Origin of the sequence: Parageobacillus sp. KH3-4, from assembly GCF_022846435.1 — a bacterium.
Taxonomy (GTDB): Bacteria; Bacillota; Bacilli; order Bacillales; family Anoxybacillaceae; genus Parageobacillus; species Parageobacillus thermoglucosidasius_A.
This window is the reverse complement of the sequence record NZ_AP025627.1, coordinates 1,055,704-1,072,876: the sequence shown is the minus strand read 5'-3', so window position 1 is coordinate 1,072,876 and position 17,173 is coordinate 1,055,704. Positions and strand designations below refer to the sequence as shown.

At 43.1% G+C, this 17,173-nt stretch carries 21 protein-coding genes; all 21 read right to left on the bottom strand.

What is annotated here, in order from left to right:
* Nucleotides 1-11: 11 nt before the first annotated feature.
* Entirely contained in the window at nt 12-1,133 is a 1,122-nt protein-coding gene (locus tag MWM02_RS05505; RefSeq protein ID WP_064549804.1) for a Nif3-like dinuclear metal center hexameric protein, read from the bottom strand.
* Nucleotides 1,130-1,834, bottom strand: coding sequence for a tRNA (adenine(22)-N(1))-methyltransferase (locus MWM02_RS05500; RefSeq protein WP_064549803.1), 705 nt, complete (start codon nt 1,832-1,834; stop codon nt 1,130-1,132). Before MWM02_RS05500 ends, MWM02_RS05505 begins: the two co-directional genes overlap by 4 nt.
* Before the next feature lie 85 nt (nt 1,835-1,919).
* Entirely contained in the window at nt 1,920-2,282 is a 363-nt protein-coding gene (cccA, locus tag MWM02_RS05495; RefSeq protein ID WP_064549802.1) for a cytochrome c550, read from the bottom strand.
* A 135-nt stretch (nt 2,283-2,417) separates the two neighbouring features.
* A complete protein-coding gene (locus MWM02_RS05490) occupies nt 2,418-2,957 on the bottom strand; it encodes a hypothetical protein (protein ID WP_064549801.1) in 540 nt (179 codons plus the stop codon).
* 87 nt (nt 2,958-3,044) lie between these two features.
* Nucleotides 3,045-4,166 carry an RNA polymerase sigma factor RpoD gene (rpoD, locus tag MWM02_RS05485; RefSeq protein ID WP_064549800.1) on the bottom strand — a complete coding sequence of 374 codons (1,122 nt, stop codon included), beginning with the start codon at nt 4,164-4,166 and terminating at the stop codon, nt 3,045-3,047.
* A 34-nt stretch (nt 4,167-4,200) separates the two neighbouring features.
* Complete coding sequence (gene dnaG / locus MWM02_RS05480; RefSeq protein ID WP_064549799.1) at nt 4,201-5,997, bottom strand: DNA primase; 1,797 nt, start codon at nt 5,995-5,997, stop codon at nt 4,201-4,203.
* 37 nt (nt 5,998-6,034) lie between these two features.
* Nucleotides 6,035-6,484: a YaiI/YqxD family protein gene (locus tag MWM02_RS05475; RefSeq protein WP_064549798.1), complete on the bottom strand. Its 450-nt coding sequence runs from the start codon at nt 6,482-6,484 to the stop codon at nt 6,035-6,037.
* A 313-nt stretch (nt 6,485-6,797) separates the two neighbouring features.
* The gene (locus MWM02_RS05470) at nt 6,798-7,598 is read right to left on the bottom strand and encodes a pyruvate, water dikinase regulatory protein (RefSeq protein ID WP_244403127.1); all 801 of its coding nucleotides are present in this window, start codon (nt 7,596-7,598) and stop codon (nt 6,798-6,800) included.
* Nucleotides 7,599-7,617: 19 nt separating this feature from the next.
* The gene (gene ccpN / locus MWM02_RS05465) at nt 7,618-8,247 is read right to left on the bottom strand and encodes a transcriptional regulator CcpN (RefSeq protein WP_256462215.1); all 630 of its coding nucleotides are present in this window, start codon (nt 8,245-8,247) and stop codon (nt 7,618-7,620) included.
* A 124-nt stretch (nt 8,248-8,371) separates the two neighbouring features.
* On the bottom strand, nt 8,372-9,166 hold the full coding sequence (recO, locus tag MWM02_RS05460) for a DNA repair protein RecO (RefSeq protein WP_064549795.1): 795 nt from the start codon (nt 9,164-9,166) through the stop codon (nt 8,372-8,374).
* Between the two features lie 29 nt (nt 9,167-9,195).
* Nucleotides 9,196-9,339 carry a YqzL family protein gene (locus MWM02_RS05455; RefSeq protein WP_064549794.1) on the bottom strand — a complete coding sequence of 48 codons (144 nt, stop codon included), beginning with the start codon at nt 9,337-9,339 and terminating at the stop codon, nt 9,196-9,198.
* 97 nt (nt 9,340-9,436) lie between these two features.
* Nucleotides 9,437-10,345 carry a GTPase Era gene (gene era / locus MWM02_RS05450; RefSeq protein ID WP_064549793.1) on the bottom strand — a complete coding sequence of 303 codons (909 nt, stop codon included), beginning with the start codon at nt 10,343-10,345 and terminating at the stop codon, nt 9,437-9,439.
* A complete protein-coding gene (locus MWM02_RS05445; protein WP_064549792.1) occupies nt 10,338-10,736 on the bottom strand; it encodes a cytidine deaminase in 399 nt (132 codons plus the stop codon). Before MWM02_RS05445 ends, era begins: the two co-directional genes overlap by 8 nt.
* Before the next feature lie 127 nt (nt 10,737-10,863).
* Entirely contained in the window at nt 10,864-11,217 is a 354-nt protein-coding gene (locus tag MWM02_RS05440) for a diacylglycerol kinase family protein (protein WP_244403126.1), read from the bottom strand.
* Nucleotides 11,218-11,220: 3 nt separating this feature from the next.
* Nucleotides 11,221-11,691: an rRNA maturation RNase YbeY gene (gene ybeY, locus MWM02_RS05435; RefSeq protein ID WP_064549790.1), complete on the bottom strand. Its 471-nt coding sequence runs from the start codon at nt 11,689-11,691 to the stop codon at nt 11,221-11,223.
* Nucleotides 11,688-13,793, bottom strand: a complete 2,106-nt coding sequence (locus tag MWM02_RS05430) for an HD family phosphohydrolase (protein WP_244403125.1) — start codon at nt 13,791-13,793, stop codon at nt 11,688-11,690. The genes ybeY and MWM02_RS05430 overlap by 4 nt, the downstream gene beginning before the upstream one ends.
* A gap of 53 nt (nt 13,794-13,846) precedes the next feature.
* Complete coding sequence (locus tag MWM02_RS05425) at nt 13,847-14,809, bottom strand: PhoH family protein (protein WP_064549788.1); 963 nt, start codon at nt 14,807-14,809, stop codon at nt 13,847-13,849.
* A 2-nt stretch (nt 14,810-14,811) separates the two neighbouring features.
* Nucleotides 14,812-15,999, bottom strand: coding sequence for a sporulation protein YqfD (yqfD, locus tag MWM02_RS05420; RefSeq protein WP_244403124.1), 1,188 nt, complete (start codon nt 15,997-15,999; stop codon nt 14,812-14,814).
* A 56-nt stretch (nt 16,000-16,055) separates the two neighbouring features.
* Complete coding sequence (gene yqfC, locus MWM02_RS05415) at nt 16,056-16,340, bottom strand: sporulation protein YqfC (protein WP_064549786.1); 285 nt, start codon at nt 16,338-16,340, stop codon at nt 16,056-16,058.
* Nucleotides 16,341-16,454: 114 nt separating this feature from the next.
* Entirely contained in the window at nt 16,455-16,904 is a 450-nt protein-coding gene (locus tag MWM02_RS05410; protein WP_244403122.1) for a GatB/YqeY domain-containing protein, read from the bottom strand.
* A gap of 14 nt (nt 16,905-16,918) precedes the next feature.
* On the bottom strand, nt 16,919-17,092 hold the full coding sequence (gene rpsU / locus MWM02_RS05405) for a 30S ribosomal protein S21 (protein ID WP_003249064.1): 174 nt from the start codon (nt 17,090-17,092) through the stop codon (nt 16,919-16,921).
* Nucleotides 17,093-17,173 lie beyond the last annotated feature (81 nt).

Below are 17,173 nucleotides of genomic sequence, written 5' to 3'. Positions count from 1 at the left end.
AGCCATATATTTTATACAAACGTAAATGGGTCCGTATGGACGGTGGAAATACAGACGGCCGTCGCAAACTCACGTTTGGCAAACTCGTTTTCTAAAAAGCGGGCAACCCCTTGTTTCATTACTTTCTCGACGTTATGTCCCGGATCAACGATATTTAACCCAAGCATCATGGCATCGTGCGCCACATGATAATAAACATCCCCTGTCACATACACATCAGCGCCAGCTGATTTTGCCTGCGCGACATATTTATTTCCGTCGCCACCAACCACCGCAACTTTTTGCACTGCATCTTGCAAATCACCAACAACGCGCACCGCTGGAACGTCGAGCGCTTTTTTCACATGTTCGGCAAACTCCGCGAGCGTCATTTTTTCAGGCAAACGTCCGATTCTTCCTAATCCAAACGTTTTTCCTTTGTTTTCAAGCGGATAGATGTCATATGCCACTTCTTCGTACGGATGTGCTTTTAACATCGCAGAAATCACCTTGTTTTGCAATGAAGCTGGAACAATCGTTTCGATACGCACCTCTTCCACTCGCTCGAGCGTCCCTGCTTCCCCGATGAACGGATTCGCCCCTTCCAGCGGCAAAAAAGTGCCGATGCCGCGGCTGTTAAACGTACAATGGCTATAGTTGCCGATATGGCCTGCCCCCGCATTGCCGATCGCCTCGCGAACGAGATCGGCATGTGTCTCTGGAACATATACGACAAGCTTTTTCAACGGCTCTTCATACGTCGGAACCAATACCTCTACATGCTCTAGCCCCAGCGCCTCCGCCAACCAATCGTTTACTCCGCCAGCGGCAATATCTAAATTCGTATGAGCAGCGTAAACGGCAATATGATGTTTCATGCACTTTTCAATGATGCGCCCTTGCGCTTGATCGGTGACGATCTGTTTTAGCGGACGGTAAAGCGGCGGATGGTGCGCGATAATAAGATCCACGCTTTCCGCAATTGCTTCATCAATTACTTCTTCTAAAACATCCAAGGCAACCATCACTTTTTTGACCGGTTTATTTAACGTGCCGATTTGCAGTCCGATTCTGTCGCCTTCCATCGCCAAATGTTTCGGCGCAAATTGTTCCAATAATTGAATGATTTCTTGACCGCTTGGAATCTTGTTCACCGCAATGCCTCCTCCACAAGCTTAATTTTTTCCTCTAGTTCTCGTCTTTTTGCGATGGCAGACTCCGTTTCCGCCTTTTCTTTTAATTGGCGGACGATCTGTTTCCAATGAGCAAGCTCATTGTTCCATTTTTTTAAAAATACATCATTTTTTTCTTTCGATAAAAATGGGCCTAGCAATAATTCCGCCTCCATATTTCCATATGGTCTTTTCCCATCGCCTTTTTCCGCAACAAGCACTTCGTAAATTTTCCCTTCTTCTTCCAATATGCGCTCCGCCGTCAATTCCCAATTATGGTCGAGCAGCCATTTGCGGACAATATGCGCGCCGACATTTGGCTGCAAAATCAGCCTTTTTACACCGGAAAGCTTATCTTTTCCAGACTCCAAAATGCTGGCAATTAATGTTCCTCCCATACCGGCAATCGTAATACAATCCACTTCTCCAGGTTGAATTACTTCCAGGCCGTCACCTTTTCGCACAGAGATGACGTCTTTTAGCCCGGTTCTTTCGACTTGCAGTTTGGCGGAACGAAGCGGGCCATCCGCTACTTCACCGGCCACCGCTTTTGTAATATATCCATGTAAATATGCATAGCACGGCAAATACGCGTGATCCGAACCAATGTCAGCCAGCTTCGCCCCTTTTGGAATAAAAGAAGCAACCGTTTCAAGACGCTTGGATAGACGAAATTCATTCATCTCTTTGTTTCACATCCTTTAGTCTTCTGTATATTGTATCACAAACAAAAAATCCCTTCACCTAAGGTAAAGGGATTTTTTGTTTTTATTTCAGCTTAGAAAGCCATTTTGCCATTTCATCCGCTTTATCTGGCGGAACAAGGCCTGAAGGCATGTTGCCGCGGCCGTTTTGGATTACGTTTTTAATTTCGTCTAACGAAAGCCGCTTACCTACTCCTTTTAACGACGGACCAACCCCGCCTTCATAATTTTGTCCATGGCAGCTGCTGCAAGTTTGTTGATAAAATTGTTCCGGATTTGCCGCGGCAGCCTGCTCGGTTTTCTCGCCGCCCTTTTTCTCTTTTGCCAGCTCTTTCGCATCGCCAAGCCCCTTAAATGAAAGACCAAGAGTAAGACCGATTCCAAACACCATAATGATGAAAAATGGGATTAGCGGGTTTCGATTCATTTTTTTACCTCCCTCGTGCATGACCATTGTTCGGAAAATGTAACCGCTACAAACAATTTTATTTTACTGTAAATTATCGTAAAGGGAAAGCCCTAACTTATATCTGTCACAAAATTACCGAAACAAAAAATAAAGTCAAAATAGAAGAAAAACAGCTAAAATCCCTATTCCGATCGCGCCTGATATCAATAAATAAAGAAACCGAAACCGCTTTCCTATCCATATCCATACTAAACAGTTTGCAAAAACAATCGCTGCGGTCACTGCCTTTTGTTTTGGAAAATAATATTCGCCAATGTCAATCGAGGCAATGAGAAAAATGAGCGCACCGCTAATCAGCGGGATATGAATGATATTTCCTTTTCTCTTCCACATCCATGCTGCTACCATGCATGCAAGGAAAAAAAGAGATAAAAGGAGCATTTGCAAAACGAATGACAATTCAGTAAAATAAATGACAAGAACACTCGCTGGCAACAATAGACAAATCAATGCCACTAAAAGGAAACGGATCATTCCTTGTCGGCGAATTCGCACGATGTCGCTTGGGCGCTTTTTATATTCGCCCTCTGTATATAATGCCAGCAAATAATCACAATATTGCTCTGGAAGGAGGCGGGAATGCTTCCAATATTCAATTTCCCGCACAATGATTTCACGTCTTCGTTCGTCCATGCCCATCCGCCTTTCGCAAAGAAAAAAGAAAAAATAGTTTACTTCTCAAGAAATATGAAGAAGTAAACTATTGTAAAAAGATTACTCTTACTCTAAAAAGTCCTTCAACCGTTTGCTGCGGCTTGGATGGCGCAACTTACGGAGCGCTTTCGCTTCAATTTGTCGGATACGTTCGCGGGTAACCCCGAACACTTTTCCGACTTCTTCGAGCGTCCGCGTACGACCATCGTCTAGTCCAAAACGTAAGCGAAGCACGTTCTCCTCACGGTCCGTAAGCGTATCTAGCACATCTTCAAGCTGCTCTTTTAGCAGTTCGTAAGCCGCGTGCTCCGATGGCGACGTCGCTTCTTGGTCTTCAATGAAATCGCCCAAATGCGAATCGTCTTCCTCGCCAATCGGCGTTTCGAGTGACACCGGTTCTTGGGCAATTTTTAAAATTTCTCGCACTTTCTCCGGAGTTAAATCCATTTCTTCAGCGATTTCTTCCGGAGTTGGTTCGCGGCCAAGATCTTGAAGCAATTGACGTTGCACACGAATAAGTTTGTTAATCGTTTCCACCATATGCACTGGTATGCGGATCGTACGGGCTTGGTCGGCAATCGCCCGCGTAATTGCTTGACGAATCCACCATGTTGCATATGTGCTAAATTTGTATCCTTTGCGATAGTCAAATTTTTCGACCGCTTTAATCAGACCCATATTTCCTTCTTGAATTAAGTCAAGAAACAGCATGCCGCGACCGACATAACGTTTGGCAATGCTAACAACAAGACGGAGGTTCGCTTCCGTTAAACGGCGTTTTGCTTCTTCGTCGCCTTGCTCAATTCGCTTTGCCAGCTCAATTTCTTCTTCGGCAGACAATAGTGGAACGCGACCAATTTCTTTTAAATACATGCGCACAGGATCGTTAATTTTCACACCGGGCGGAACCGATAGATCATTTAAATCAAATTCTTCTTTTGCTAAATCGTCGATATCCGGATCATGTTCTAAATCAGATTCACTAATGACTTCAATTCCTTGGTCCGCTAAGTATTCGTAAAATTCATCCATCTGGTCAGAATCAAGATCAAACGCGGCTAAACGTTCGGCAATTTCTTCATACGTCAAAATACCGCGCTTTTTACCGAGCTCTGTTAGTTGTTCTTTCGCTTGCTCAAGCGTTGCATCTGAATCAATTTGTTTTGAACGAGCTGGTTTTTCAGCCATTTCACTACCTCCTTTTTAAACTAATAACATCATATTACGAAGATAACATTTTTTTCATTTCAATAATTTCTTTTGCGATGCGCGCGGCAGTCAAAAAGTCTTTTTTTCGTTCCGCTTCCATTTTTTCTTGCTCTTTTTCTTTTAGCTTTAACCATTTTGGATAATTCAACACATGTCTCATGTAATCGTTCAGTTCCTGATTGGAAACTTCGTCATTGATCAACAATAACGACAGCTCTGTCACAAGAGGTTTTAAGTCGTCAGGAAGGCGTGAAAGCAACAAACTGACGTCCGGATCATTTCCTTCTTCGTAAAACGCGTAAATATAAGCAGCAATCGCCCGATGCTCTTCGAGATTGAAGTTGCCTGCGATCTTTTCCTGAACTACCATCGCTACATCACGGTTTTGCAGCATATGAGCAAGCAGCATTCGCTCCGCATTTTGAAATGCCGGAAGAAGTTTCTTCTGCAACAGCGGTTTTGATGCTTCTTCCCGATCTACATGATGAGAATGCTTAACGGTATCTCTGTAGCGGTTTAACTGCTCCTGCAAGGCGGATAGCGAAAGGGAAAACTCGTCAGCCAGCTGCCGTAAATAGTAATCCCACTCAATTGGGTTCGGCAGCTTGCTGATCTCGCGAAGCACTTCCTCAATATAACGGATTTTGTCATTTTCGTTTTGCAAGTTTTTTCCCTTGCGAAAATACATCATTTTAAACGCCATCAACGAGCTGCCCGTATCAATAATATCTCGCCGAAACCGATCCGGACCATATTTTCTTATATATTCATCAGGATCAAGGCCATCAGGAATTGTTGCAATTTTCACATGACATCCTGCTTCTGTCAACACCTCCGCTGCGCGAAATGTCGCTTCGATTCCTGAAGCATCGCCATCGTAGCAAACGATGACGGTGTCGACATTGCGCCGGAGAATGCGCGCATGCTCTTCCGTTAGAGCCGTTCCCATCGTTGCGACGGAATGGGCAACTCCTGCTTGTACAGCAGAAATAACATCAGCAAATCCTTCCAATAAAACAACTTCTTGATGTTTTCGTATATGTAAACGAGCTTGGTGAAAATTGTACAAAATTTTCCCTTTATGGAAAATAGAAGTTTCCGGGCTGTTTAAATATTTTGGCTGCCCTTCTCCTAGAAGTCTGCCGGAAAAGCCGACAGTATCCCCATGATGATTATGAATCGGGAACATGATTCGATGGCGAAAACGATCAAAATAGCCTCCGTTTTCTTTGCGAATGATTAGTCCAGCTTTTTCCATTAGTTCGAGCGAAAAGCCGCGTCCTGACAAAAGCTTGACCGCAAAATCCCACGAGTTAGGTGCATAACCGATTTCAAATTGATCAATGATTTCTCGCGTCCATCCTCGAGCTTGTAAATAATCAAAAGCTTCCTGACCTTCATTTGTATTTACAAGCAAATGATGGTAAAATTTTTTCAAGAGCTCATGCGCTTCCACCATCATTTTCGTTTCGCCTGCATCGGTACGGCTTCTATTCGCATCGTCTAGTTGTAAATTTGACAAATCGATGTTCGCCTTTACCGCTAGCCGTTTTACGGCCTCAAGAAAGGAAATGCCTTCAATATCCATTAGAAACGAAAATACGTTTCCGCCAGCACCGCAACCGAAACAATGGAAAATTTGCTTTTCTGGGGAAACGGAAAACGACGGTGTCTTTTCCCCATGAAACGGGCATAACCCAAAATAGTTGCGCCCTTGCTTCTTTAATTGGACATAATCGCTGATCACATCGACGATGTCAACAGTACGACGAATCGCTTCAATCGTTTCTTCGGGAATACGGTATCCCATATAAACAACTCCGTATCTTATTATTCTCGACCTATGTCTATTTTCCTTCGAGTTTCGACAAAATTTTTTCGAAATTTTGCAGAAAGGCACGACGATCCTGATCTGAAAACCGCTTCATTCCCTTCCGGTACACACCTTGCCTCCGCTGTTTCGCTTGAAGATAGCGGAAGTAGAGGACACCATCCATTTCTCCATCTTCGTACACCTTCCCGCGCGGGGAAATGACATGCACGCCGCGGCTAACGAGCATGCTTGCCAATCCGATATCTTGGGTAACAACAACATCTCCCTTCGCCGCACGGTTCAAAATATATAAATCGACCGCTTCCTTTTCTGTGTCCACATATACCCATTGCATTTTTTGTGAAGGAGAGAAATGGTTGTACGAAGAAACAAACACGCTTGGTATATTATATTTGCAAGCAAGCGAGAAAATTTCAATTTTTATTGGGCAAGCATCGGCGTCGACAAAAACGATCGGCCTCAATGTTTAGATCTGACTGCTATCATCATATTGCCAGCTGCGCTTTGGTTTAAAGTCAATTTAGCAATCAGATTCGCACCTCCTAATTATTCTACACCGTTCCTGAAAATCCTTCTTTTTTCACTTATTAACGAGCAGATTTTGTCGAAAAAGATTTTCCTTTTCCCCCTTGACAATTGGCTATAAATAGTTTACTCGTTCTCTATACGCTCTAAACCTGCTTTTGTTCATTTTTCTCGCAATTTTTTATTATAATATAAATGATAAAAATACGCTATAAAAAAGTAATAGCACAGTTCACATCATCGTGAATGTGCTATATTTTTCTTTTTTTCATAATAATGCTCGCCGTTTCTTCTACCGCCTTATTTGTCACATCGATAACGTCACAGCCAATTTTTTTCACGATTTCATCAAAATAGGCAAGTTCTTCTTTAATGCGATCCATGTTCGCGTAAATGGCTTGGTCGTTTAAGCCAAGTGATTTTAGACGCTCGCGGCGAATCGAAAGTAATTTTTCCGGGCTGATTTTTAATCCGAAACATTTTTCCCACGGCACTTTAAAAAGTTGTTCCGGTGGTTCGACTTCCGGCACAATCGGTACGTTTGCTACCTTTAGCCGTTTATGCGCCAAATATTGCGATAGCGGTGTTTTCGAGGTACGCGATACACCAATTAAAACGATGTCGGCACGCAAAATTCCCCGCGGATCACGTCCATCGTCATATTTCACCGCAAATTCAATCGCTTCAATCTTCTTAAAATAATCCTCATCAAGCACGCGCACTTTCCCCGGCTCATATCGCGGCGTCAGCTTGAATAAATCGCTCATTTTTTCAATAAGCGGTCCAATAATATCGTACGCCACTACTCCTTCGCGTGCAGCTTCCTCAATAAGAAACTGGCGCATTTCCGGAACAACGAGCGTAAACGCGATAATTCCTTGGTTCATTTTCGCTAACGCAACGACTTCGGCAAGGGTCGTCTTATCTTCCACATATGGTATGCGCTTTAATTGAATGTGAGAACTATAAAATTGGCTTGCCGCTGCTTTCACCACAAGTTCCGCCGTTTCCCCGCCTGAATCGGAAACAACATAAACAAGGCGTTGATTCATCTTTCTCCTCCTTTTTTTCTTATAACAAATCGTCTTTCGCTAGCGCGACAAACGCCTTTGTCATATTTGTTTTCGTTATTCGTCCAATGACTTCGTATCCTTTCTCTGTTTTCCGCACTACCGGCATCGCATCAATCTGCTTTTCAATTAACCGTTCCGCTACATCAATAAGCGGATCATCTTTATAACAAACCGCTATATTTGGCATTCTCGTCATAATAATATTGACGGGAATCGTCGTTAACTCCTGTTTGCCAATGCTTGCGCGCAGTAAATCTTTTCTTGATAACACACCGGCTAGAAGAGATTCGTCATCAACGACAAACAGCGTGCCGACATCTTCAAGAAACATGGTGACGATTGCATCGTATACACTAACATTTTCGTTGACAACAACCGGAATTGATTGATAATCTTCTACTTTTATCTTCTTTATTTTATCAGCAAACAGCTGAGAACCGGTTTTCCCTGTATAAAAATACCCTACCCGAGGCCGTGCTTCCAAATATCCGGCCATTGTTAATATCGCTAAGTCCGGACGCAATGTCGCTCTTGTTAAATTCAATTTTTCGGCAATACTCTCTCCCGTAATCGGACCATGATCTTTTACGATTTGCAAAATCTGTTCTTGGCGTTTATTCAGTTCGATCGTTGCTCACCACCTTACTGAAAGCTATATCGCGCTATCGTCTCCTAAGTTTATTATACTACACTCCTGTTTTTAAAAAGGAAATTTTGTCTTCATAAAGTGACGGCATCGCATTTTTTCATCATCAGCCGTTCCCACTTTCGCTTTCCGCCTGATGTTTGCGGGAGCTACTAACCATTTTTAGTTCATCGATTTGCATTAAAAAACGTTTTGTTTTTAACGATAGCCCTGAGTACTCATCGTAGTAAGAGGAAAGAACCGCGCGAAGCTCTTTTTTTGTTTCCTCTTTGACCGAAATCGCACCAAGCCTTGATAAATCCATATAGTAAAACAAACGCAATAATCTTACGGCGGCTGCAGAAAGCGGAATTCGGTGCGGATCGTATTGCTCGCAACGATGACAAAGAAACCCAGCCTCTTTTATCGAAAAGGAAAACTTTCCTTCTGTCCGGCCGCATACGGAACAATAATCTAACTTCGGCGGAACGCCCATTACAGACAACATTTTCGTTTCATAAATGCGAGTAAGGATCTCTAAATCGCGGCCTTCGTTCATATATTGTAACGTCTGCAAAAGCAGTTCAAACAAATACGGATTGCGCTGTTGTTCTTCTGTTATTTTATCCGTCAGCTCCACGATATAAGACGCGTACGCCGCTGTAAAAATGTCTTCGCGGGTCGCCCGCATCGAATCGATAATATCGCCTTGATGCAAAACCCCGACACCGCGGCTTCTCTGAATTAAGTAGTAACCGTATGTAAACAGTTGGGTAACGGCAGAAAGGCGGCTGCTTGGCTTTTTTGCTCCACGCGCCATCGCAGCCACCTTTCCCCATTCTCTCGTGAAGAATGTGACAATTTTATTTGTTTCGCCATAATCAGTCGCGCGAATAACAATCGCTTCACATTTTTCAAACAATCGCATCACCACCGACCATCAAACGCCGATCAAAAAACAGGTTGATCGACTTCTTTGCGTTCCGTCTCTTGTTTATCGCTACTAGGTTGTTGTTCTCTTTCCAGCTCTTTGAAAAGAAGATATGTGTCAATGTTGCCGGTTTGACTGAACAGCTTCCATGTAAAATCAAGCATGGAACCACACCTCTTTCCGCCTGCAGCGTTGCTTATTTTTCGTCTAGATATAGGTTGACCTCGCCGTGAAACGTTTATGTTATATAAAATTTTCTAATTAATACTCTTCTTCTCTAAACCCAAAATCACGCAACTGCGCCAGCCGATTGCGCCAATCTTTTTGCACTTTCACCCATAATTCCAAAAATACTTTCGATCCAAGAAGCGCTTCGATATCGACACGCGCCCGTTGCCCGATCTCTTTTAACATTCGACCTTGTTTTCCAATAATGATCCCTTTTTGTGAATCCCGCTCGACAATAATAACAGCACCGACATACACTGTGTCGCTATCTTCGCGCCGCTCAATCGTCTCTACCACGACGGCAATGGAATGCGGGACTTCTTCGCGCGTCAAATGAAGCGCTTTCTCGCGAATCAATTCCGCAATAATAAACCGTTCCGGATGGTCGGTTACTTGGTCAGGCGGATAATATTGCGGACCTTCCGGCAAATATTTTTTGATTTGTTCCACCAATGTTTCGACATTGTTCCCTTGCAGCGCAGAAATCGGAATGATCTCCGCAAACGGGTAAAGCTCTTTATACTGATCAATTAACGGCAATAAATCGTTTGGATGAACGAGATCGATTTTATTGATGACTAAAAACACCGGCGTATTTACTTCTTTCAGCCGTTCAATAATATACGCGTCACCGCGCCCAAATCCTTCTTCGGCGTTAATCATAAATAAAATAAGATCCACTTCTTTTAACGCGTTTAACGCTACTTTCATCATAAAATCGCCAAGCTTATGTTTCGGCTTATGCATTCCTGGCGTATCAATAAAAACAATTTGCGCGTCATCTGTTGTGTAAACACCTTGAATTTTATTGCGCGTCGTTTGCGGCTTATCGCTCATAATCGCGATTTTTTGACCAATGACGCGGTTTAAAAATGTCGATTTTCCAACGTTTGGTCTACCAACAATGGAAACGAATCCTGATTTGTATCCTTCCTTATTCATGCAAATCCTCCGCTGAAAAAGCTTTTGGTAATAGTTCTTTCACTGTTAATTCGGCAATATCACCGTTTAAATTTGCCAATATTACCTTCATATCACTTGGACATAGTTCAAAAATGACCTGGCGGCATGCACCGCAGGGCGGTACCGGACGGGGCGCGTCAGCGATAACAGCAAGTGCGACAAATTCTGTATCCCCTTCCGAATACGCCTTAAAAAGCGCCGTCCGTTCCGCGCAATTACACATGCTATAAGCGGCGTTTTCAATATTGCAGCCGCGGTACACTTTCCCGTCTTTTGTTAACAATGCAGCGCCAACTTTAAATTTCGAGTAAGGGACGTAAGCGTACTCTCTCGCCTTTTTCGCCTCTTCGATCAGTTCATTTGTTCTCAACGTTTTTCTTCCTTTCCCGCCAGAGGAGCAATAAGCTTCCTTCTTTTATTTTACAAAAAATCTCTGTAATTTTCATCTTTCTTAATTAAAAATGTGACAGAAAAATTAGAATTTTTCTGCATATTTGTTATACGAGATATGGCAGAAAGATGATGATTCCAACAATAACTGCAACAACTGCAGCGACCAAGACGGCACCCGCAGCGATATCTTTCGCCGCTTTCGCTAAAGGATGAGAGTCTGTCGTCACTAAATCAACGACACGTTCTATCGCCGTATTTACTAGTTCCAACGTAATGACACTTCCAATCGTTAACAAAAGAATAAGCCATTCCAGCTTGGAAATGTGAAAGGCCGCCGCGACAATTATCGCAACAATAGCCAACACAATATGAACGCGCATATGCGCTTCTTTTTTTACCGCAGCGACAATTCCCGCCCATGCGCAAGCAAACCGTTTTCTTTCTTTTCTCCAATTCATATTTTATCTCGTCAACCCATATCGTTCTAGGATATCTTTTTGTTTGGAAAACATAATTTTTTCTTCTTCTTCTGTTTTATGATCATATCCTAACAAATGCAAAAAACCGTGCACCGCTAAAAAGCCAAGCTCGCGCATGAACGAATGTCCATACTCTTTCGCCTGTTCTTTCGCCTTTGGAATCGAAATAATGATATCGCCAAGCAACGGAGGAACGTCCGCGCCGACAATTTCAACTTCTCCTTCTCCCTTTTCCTCGAGAGCGAAGGAGATGACATCTGTCGGTTGGTCTTTTCCCCGATAGTCGCGATTGATGATGCGAATTCGCTCATTATCCACAAACGAAATGCCCACTTCTGCTCCATTAGGAACATGCTCGATTTCTGCCGCATAGTTTAGCAGCCGTTTGATGATATCCATTTGTTCTTTTGTCACTTCATTTGTCTCGTCGATAAAGTCAATGTTGAGAATCATGCGTGTTTCACCTTTTCCTTTCGAATCTCCGGATATTCAATTCGCGAATGGAATACGCCATTTAGCGTTTCACAAAGCGATGTCGCTACCGTTTCTAACTCCTTTAACGTGATATCACACTCGTTCAATTGATTGTCTTGCAGCCGTTCGGCAATAATGCCGCGGACAATTTTTTCAATCTTTTCCTGAGATGGATTAGAAAGCGATCGCACCGCCGCTTCCACGCTATCAGCGATGCTAATGATCGCCGCCTCTTTCGTTTGCGGCTTCGGTCCAGGATAGCGAAATTCTTCCTCGGACACATAGCCCATCTGCTCAAGCGCTTTATGATAAAAATATTTTAACAATGTCGTTCCATGATGCTGTTCAGCAATGTCGATAATTTCTTTCGGCATGCGATGCTTTTTTAAAATAGCAACCCCATCAGATACGTGGGCAAGAATAATATTTTTGCTTAACTGTGGCGATAAGTGGTCATGCGGATTACCACCTATTTGATTTTCGATAAAATAGCGGGGGCGCTTCGTTTTCCCGATATCATGGTAATAGCAAGCAACGCGCGCTAATAAACCGTTTGCGCCAATTGCTTCACAAGCAGCCTCCGCTAAATTGGCAACCATGATGCTGTGATGGTATGTTCCAGGAGCTTCTGTTAAAATTTTGCGAAGCAATGGATGGTTCGGGTTCGATAATTCAATTAATTTCATCGATGACAAAATGCCAAAGCTCGCTTCTAAAACCGGCAAAAGCCCGATCGTTAAAATCGCTGAGAAAATGCCGGAAGCAAATGCCATCAGCAGAAATATGCCGGTTTCTGCTAACGAATAATGACCATTTTTCAGCAAGTTTAGCGCAAGCATAACAACAATATTAATGAAAGCGACAAATACCCCTGCCTGCCAGATTTTTGCTTTTCGCAGCTGTTTATGTAAAAAGAAACTTCCCGCTAGCCCGCTTGTTACTAAATAAACCGCCAATGAAACTTGAATCGTGCCGTTCGTACCGGTTTCCTCGTGAAACATTAAACTGCCACATACGGCACAAAGAATGCTTGTAATAATCGCCATCCGTTCCCCGATGAAAATGCGAACGAGCATGGTGCCGAAAGCAACCGGCACAAGATAACCGGCGGAAAACGTATCGCTCTCCGGGATGAGACGAATCAGTTCCATCACAAGTATCATGATCGTAAAAATGGTCGCATATACGAACAAGTTCGTGTTCGTCTTTTCTCGCCCAAAGTAGTAAATAACGGGCGATAACAATAATAACACGAAAAGAAAAAGACCGATAAGCGGCTGAAAAGAACGATCATTTTGCAATAAGCCGACAAGCTGAAGCTGACGATAAATTTCATTTGTAATAAATTGCCCTTCCTCGACGATGACTTGTCCTTGCAAAATTTTTACCGGTTTTACTTCATCCATCGCCTGTCTTCGTTTTTCTTCCGTAGCGGCACGATCGTAAATAACGTTCGGAATGATTGCCTGTTTCGTCAACTTTACAACAATTTTTTTTAACGCCGGCGGAAGAATGACATACTCCAATTCATCTTGCACTTTCGCCCTTGCCCTCTCCAATTCTGATTTCGTGATGCGCTCCGCCATAATGGAATGAACAGCCGTTACCGCTGCTTCCTTTGCCGTGTTTATATCTTCTGGAGCCGCTTGAAGCAGCTTTTCCCATTCGCCTTCGGACAAATAAGAAAACCATTCCTGCGGCAGCCGTTCTTTCAGCTTATCGACCATTTCCGCTTGTTCCTTATTTTTTCCCCTGGCTTCATCCTGAATTTCAACGATGGTGGTAAATAGCGATGAAATTAAATCGACGCGATTTTCCGCGTATTCTTTTTTTAATGTATAAACATCCGCCACTTTATTGGCGGCTTCTTTTTTTAGTTTTTCTGTCGTTTCCTTGTCTTCAATGGTAATCGGTGACCGAATCGTTTCTGTCGCAATATCAAATAAACGCATTTCATACTGGCGCGGTTTTACTTGAGCATATAATGCCGTGAATAAAAACAGCCCTAAAAACAAAAACAAAAGATAACGAACGAAGCGAACGTGATTAATATGTTCTAGAAAAAAGCGAATCCTCTCCAACGGTTTTCCCCTCGCTTTAAAGAAAAGACCCTTTAAAAAACGGGTCTTCTTCTCTACATGCCAGCCTCTTCGTATGCTTCAATAATTTTCGCCACGAGCGGATGGCGCACGACATCCGTTTCCTCTAAAAAGACAAAGGATACGCCGCTGACCGCTCCCAATATTTCTTTTGCCACGGCAAGCCCCGATTTTACTCCTTTTGGCAAATCGACTTGTGAAATATCACCGGTAATGACCATTTTGGAACCAAAGCCTAATCTTGTTAAAAACATTTTCATCTGCGCCGGTGTCGTATTTTGCGCTTCATCTAAAATGACGAAAGCATCTTCGAGCGTTCTCCCGCGCATATACGCCAGCGGTGCGATTTCGATCGTTCCTCTCTCAATTAACCGCTGCGTATGGTCCACCCCCAATACATCGTGCAGCGCATCGTAAAGAGGACGCAAGTAAGGGTCGACTTTTTCTTTTAAATCTCCCGGCAAAAATCCTAAACTTTCTCCTGCTTCCACCGCCGGGCGAGTTAAAATAATGCGCTTCACCTGTCCACTTTTCAAGGCGCAGACAGCCATCACCACCGCCAAATACGTTTTTCCTGTTCCGGCAGGTCCAATTCCAAAAACAAGGTCATGCTGTTTAATGGCGGAGACATAATGGCGCTGCCCCAACGTTTTTACACGTATTGATTTTCCTTTAGCATTTTTTATAATTTCTTCCTCATATAAACTAATCAAATAATCGAGCGTTCCTTGTTTCGCCAATTGAATCGCATACATCACATCCCGTTCACTAATGGAAATACCTTTCCGGATAAGAATCAACAAATGGCGCAACAAGTCGTCAACAAGCTGCACTTGTTCCGGGGTGCCAGAAACGCTCACCGATTCTCCTCTTGTTACGATGGAAACTCCCAGTTCCTGTTCCATCCGCTTTAAATGGGCGTCATGAATGCCGAAAAGCGCAATTGCTTCATTTGCGTTTTCCAATTGCTGACTGATGGTTACAAACTCTTCTGACATCCTCAATCTCCTTGAACTATTGGTTGTGGTATCGCGATGTTTTCAATCACTTGGTAATGCAACTCTACCCTTACTTTACCATTCTCTCTCGCTTGATGCAAAACTTTTTCTCCTTTAATCTTAGCATCTTCTGGCAATTTCGCCTTTAATTCTTCGCGGGCAAGTTCCTTTGCTTTTGCAAGCGCTTCTTCCCATGTATAGCTGCGCTTCGCTTCTTGCGTTTCCCGAAAAACGACACGTTCGTAATAAATAGGCAAGTCCCATTTCCAAAAGCGGAGCGGTCTTTTCTGTCGGTCTATTTTATAATGGCGAAACGTAGGTTTTTGAACCCCCCATATTGGAATCGAAATATTTTTCACCGCTATATAATGTTTTTCTATGTATTTTCCCGTTAATACTTGAAACGTCGCTTCCAGCGGCAGGACAACGGTAGACTTGTACCATGTTTCGCCAAAAATTTTCCCTCGCGCCGGCACAAACGTTGTTCGCCCTTCCTTTCCGATAATGCCCGACACTAATAACTGCCCTTTCGTCACATGATCGTTGACCGAAACAAGCGGCTGCCCTTTTTCAACGAACATGTCCGTAATAACCGCCTCTTTTCTTGCCACTAAATAGCGAGCACCGATTTTTTTTGGCTCTTTTGGTTCGTTTTTCTCCACCACTTGAAAATAAAACGTCGTCCCTTTAAGTTCCACGCCGATCCATGTAATGTTGTCAATGCGATCCATCAATTTCTTCTGAATCGTAACTGGATCATCAATGAAAAATTGCAACGCTCCTTTTTCGATTCCCATTTGTTTTAATTCTTTCAATATGCGGTATTCCGTCTCCGGTTTTGCCCCTTTAATATCGATCCCCCAAATCATATTGGAAAGCATAAAAACGATGGCAAAAAAGAAGCAGACGCCGACAAAAACGCCAAGATTCGTTAGCATGTTTTTGAAAAAAAACGGGAATCCCACTTTTCCCACAAAATAAAGTTTACAATCGCTTTTTCTGGCGACAATGCGCAGCCGCCTGACATCTTTTAGCAAAATAAAAAACGTCGCAATATGATCGCCATGCTTTTTTACATTCCAAACGGCAATATCGTTGCGTACGCACGCGTTAATCAATCGTTCCACACCTTTCCCTTGCGCTTTCACCCTTACGCTGCCTTCCAGTAAGTTTATCCATTGGTTCTTCATCCCATTTCCTCCTTCCGCTCCCTCTTTCGGATCATTGGCTACAAAATTGTAAAGCATTACTCATCTATATAAATAACTTGGCTTATTTTTCCTTCAAGCAAAATTTCCTCTGGCAAAATGGTTTTAATGACAAACTTTTCACCGCGGACAAGGAGCTGGCCTTGTTTTAAAAGCAAGCGGAGCTCTTTGTCGCTAAACGTGAGTAAACCACGATGATTTTCGACATAAATATGTATTTGTCCAACCATCGTAATGCGGGGAAGGTCCATGACAATATCGGCGGGAAGCTCCAATTTGTCTGTAAGCCATCTTCTCATATGTTGCCGCCATTTTTTCACCATAAAAAAGAACCCCCTTTCATCTCATACATATGAGATAAAAAAGGGGGTTAGCACCAATTGTTGTTTCGGGCGGTAAAAACAAAGGGTGCCCGCTTTCACGGAACACCCATTCCATTATTGTGAAAGTTGTTGTTGAACAAGCTTATTGACGAGAGAGCCATCCGCTTTTCCTTTTACCTTTGGCATGATTGCTCCCATCACTTTGCCCATATCCGCTTTCGAAGAAGCACCTACTTCCGCAATCGTCTGTTTGACAATTTCCAAAAGCTCTTCTTCTGTCAATTGTTTTGGCATATATAATTGAACAATTTCGATTTCTGCCTTTGCTTTTTCAACAAGGTCCATGCGACCAGCGTTTTCGAATTCCTGGAGGGAGTCTTTACGCTGCTTTAATTCGCGAGAAAGAACGGTTAGCTCTTCGTCTTCCGATAATTGGCTTTTGCCAAGTTTAATCGCTTCGTTTTGCAACGCCGCTTTTAACATCCGAAGGACGGAGAGTTTATCCTTTTCTTTGTTTTTCATCGTTTGCTTCATATCGTCATTTAAACGATCAAGAAGACCCATATATACACCCTCTTTTAATGCTTGCGCTTTCTAGCCGCTTCAGATTTTTTCTTCCGTCTGACGCTTGGCTTTTCATAAAATTCGCGCTTTCTGATTTCTTGCAATGTACCTGTTTTCGAAACGGCACGTTTGAAGCGACGAAGAGCGTCATCAATGGATTCGTTTTTGCGAACGATTGTCTTTGACATCCTGCTTCCCTCCCTCCGAGCAACAACCATTTTATTACTATACGTGTACTTGTCAATTATAATATATGCTTGCGCGACAGG

What these genes read in the sequence shown, in the direction of transcription:
- MWM02_RS05425 (WP_064549788.1), bottom strand. Translation starts at nt 14,809, where the DNA reads ATGTCAGAAGAGTTTGTAACCATCAGTCAGCAATTGGAAAACGCAAAT.
- MWM02_RS05455 (WP_064549794.1), bottom strand. Translation starts at nt 9,339, where the DNA reads ATGCTTGATTTTACATGGAAGCTGTTCAGTCAAACCGGCAACATTGAC.
- rpsU (WP_003249064.1), bottom strand. Translation starts at nt 17,092, where the DNA reads ATGTCAAAGACAATCGTTCGCAAAAACGAATCCATTGATGACGCTCTT.
- ybeY (WP_064549790.1), bottom strand. Translation starts at nt 11,691, where the DNA reads ATGATTCTCAACATTGACTTTATCGACGAGACAAATGAAGTGACAAAA.
- rpoD (WP_064549800.1), bottom strand. Translation starts at nt 4,166, where the DNA reads ATGGCTGAAAAACCAGCTCGTTCAAAACAAATTGATTCAGATGCAACG.
- yqfD (WP_244403124.1), bottom strand. Translation starts at nt 15,999, where the DNA reads ATGAAGAACCAATGGATAAACTTACTGGAAGGCAGCGTAAGGGTGAAA.
- dnaG (WP_064549799.1), bottom strand. Translation starts at nt 5,997, where the DNA reads ATGGGATACCGTATTCCCGAAGAAACGATTGAAGCGATTCGTCGTACT.
- MWM02_RS05490 (WP_064549801.1), bottom strand. Translation starts at nt 2,957, where the DNA reads ATGGACGAACGAAGACGTGAAATCATTGTGCGGGAAATTGAATATTGG.
- MWM02_RS05470 (WP_244403127.1), bottom strand. Translation starts at nt 7,598, where the DNA reads ATGAATCAACGCCTTGTTTATGTTGTTTCCGATTCAGGCGGGGAAACG.
- MWM02_RS05410 (WP_244403122.1), bottom strand. Translation starts at nt 16,904, where the DNA reads ATGGGTCTTCTTGATCGTTTAAATGACGATATGAAGCAAACGATGAAA.
- era (WP_064549793.1), bottom strand. Translation starts at nt 10,345, where the DNA reads ATGAATAAGGAAGGATACAAATCAGGATTCGTTTCCATTGTTGGTAGA.
- MWM02_RS05500 (WP_064549803.1), bottom strand. Translation starts at nt 1,834, where the DNA reads ATGAATGAATTTCGTCTATCCAAGCGTCTTGAAACGGTTGCTTCTTTT.
- cccA (WP_064549802.1), bottom strand. Translation starts at nt 2,282, where the DNA reads ATGAATCGAAACCCGCTAATCCCATTTTTCATCATTATGGTGTTTGGA.
- MWM02_RS05440 (WP_244403126.1), bottom strand. Translation starts at nt 11,217, where the DNA reads ATGAATTGGAGAAAAGAAAGAAAACGGTTTGCTTGCGCATGGGCGGGA.
- yqfC (WP_064549786.1), bottom strand. Translation starts at nt 16,340, where the DNA reads ATGGTGAAAAAATGGCGGCAACATATGAGAAGATGGCTTACAGACAAA.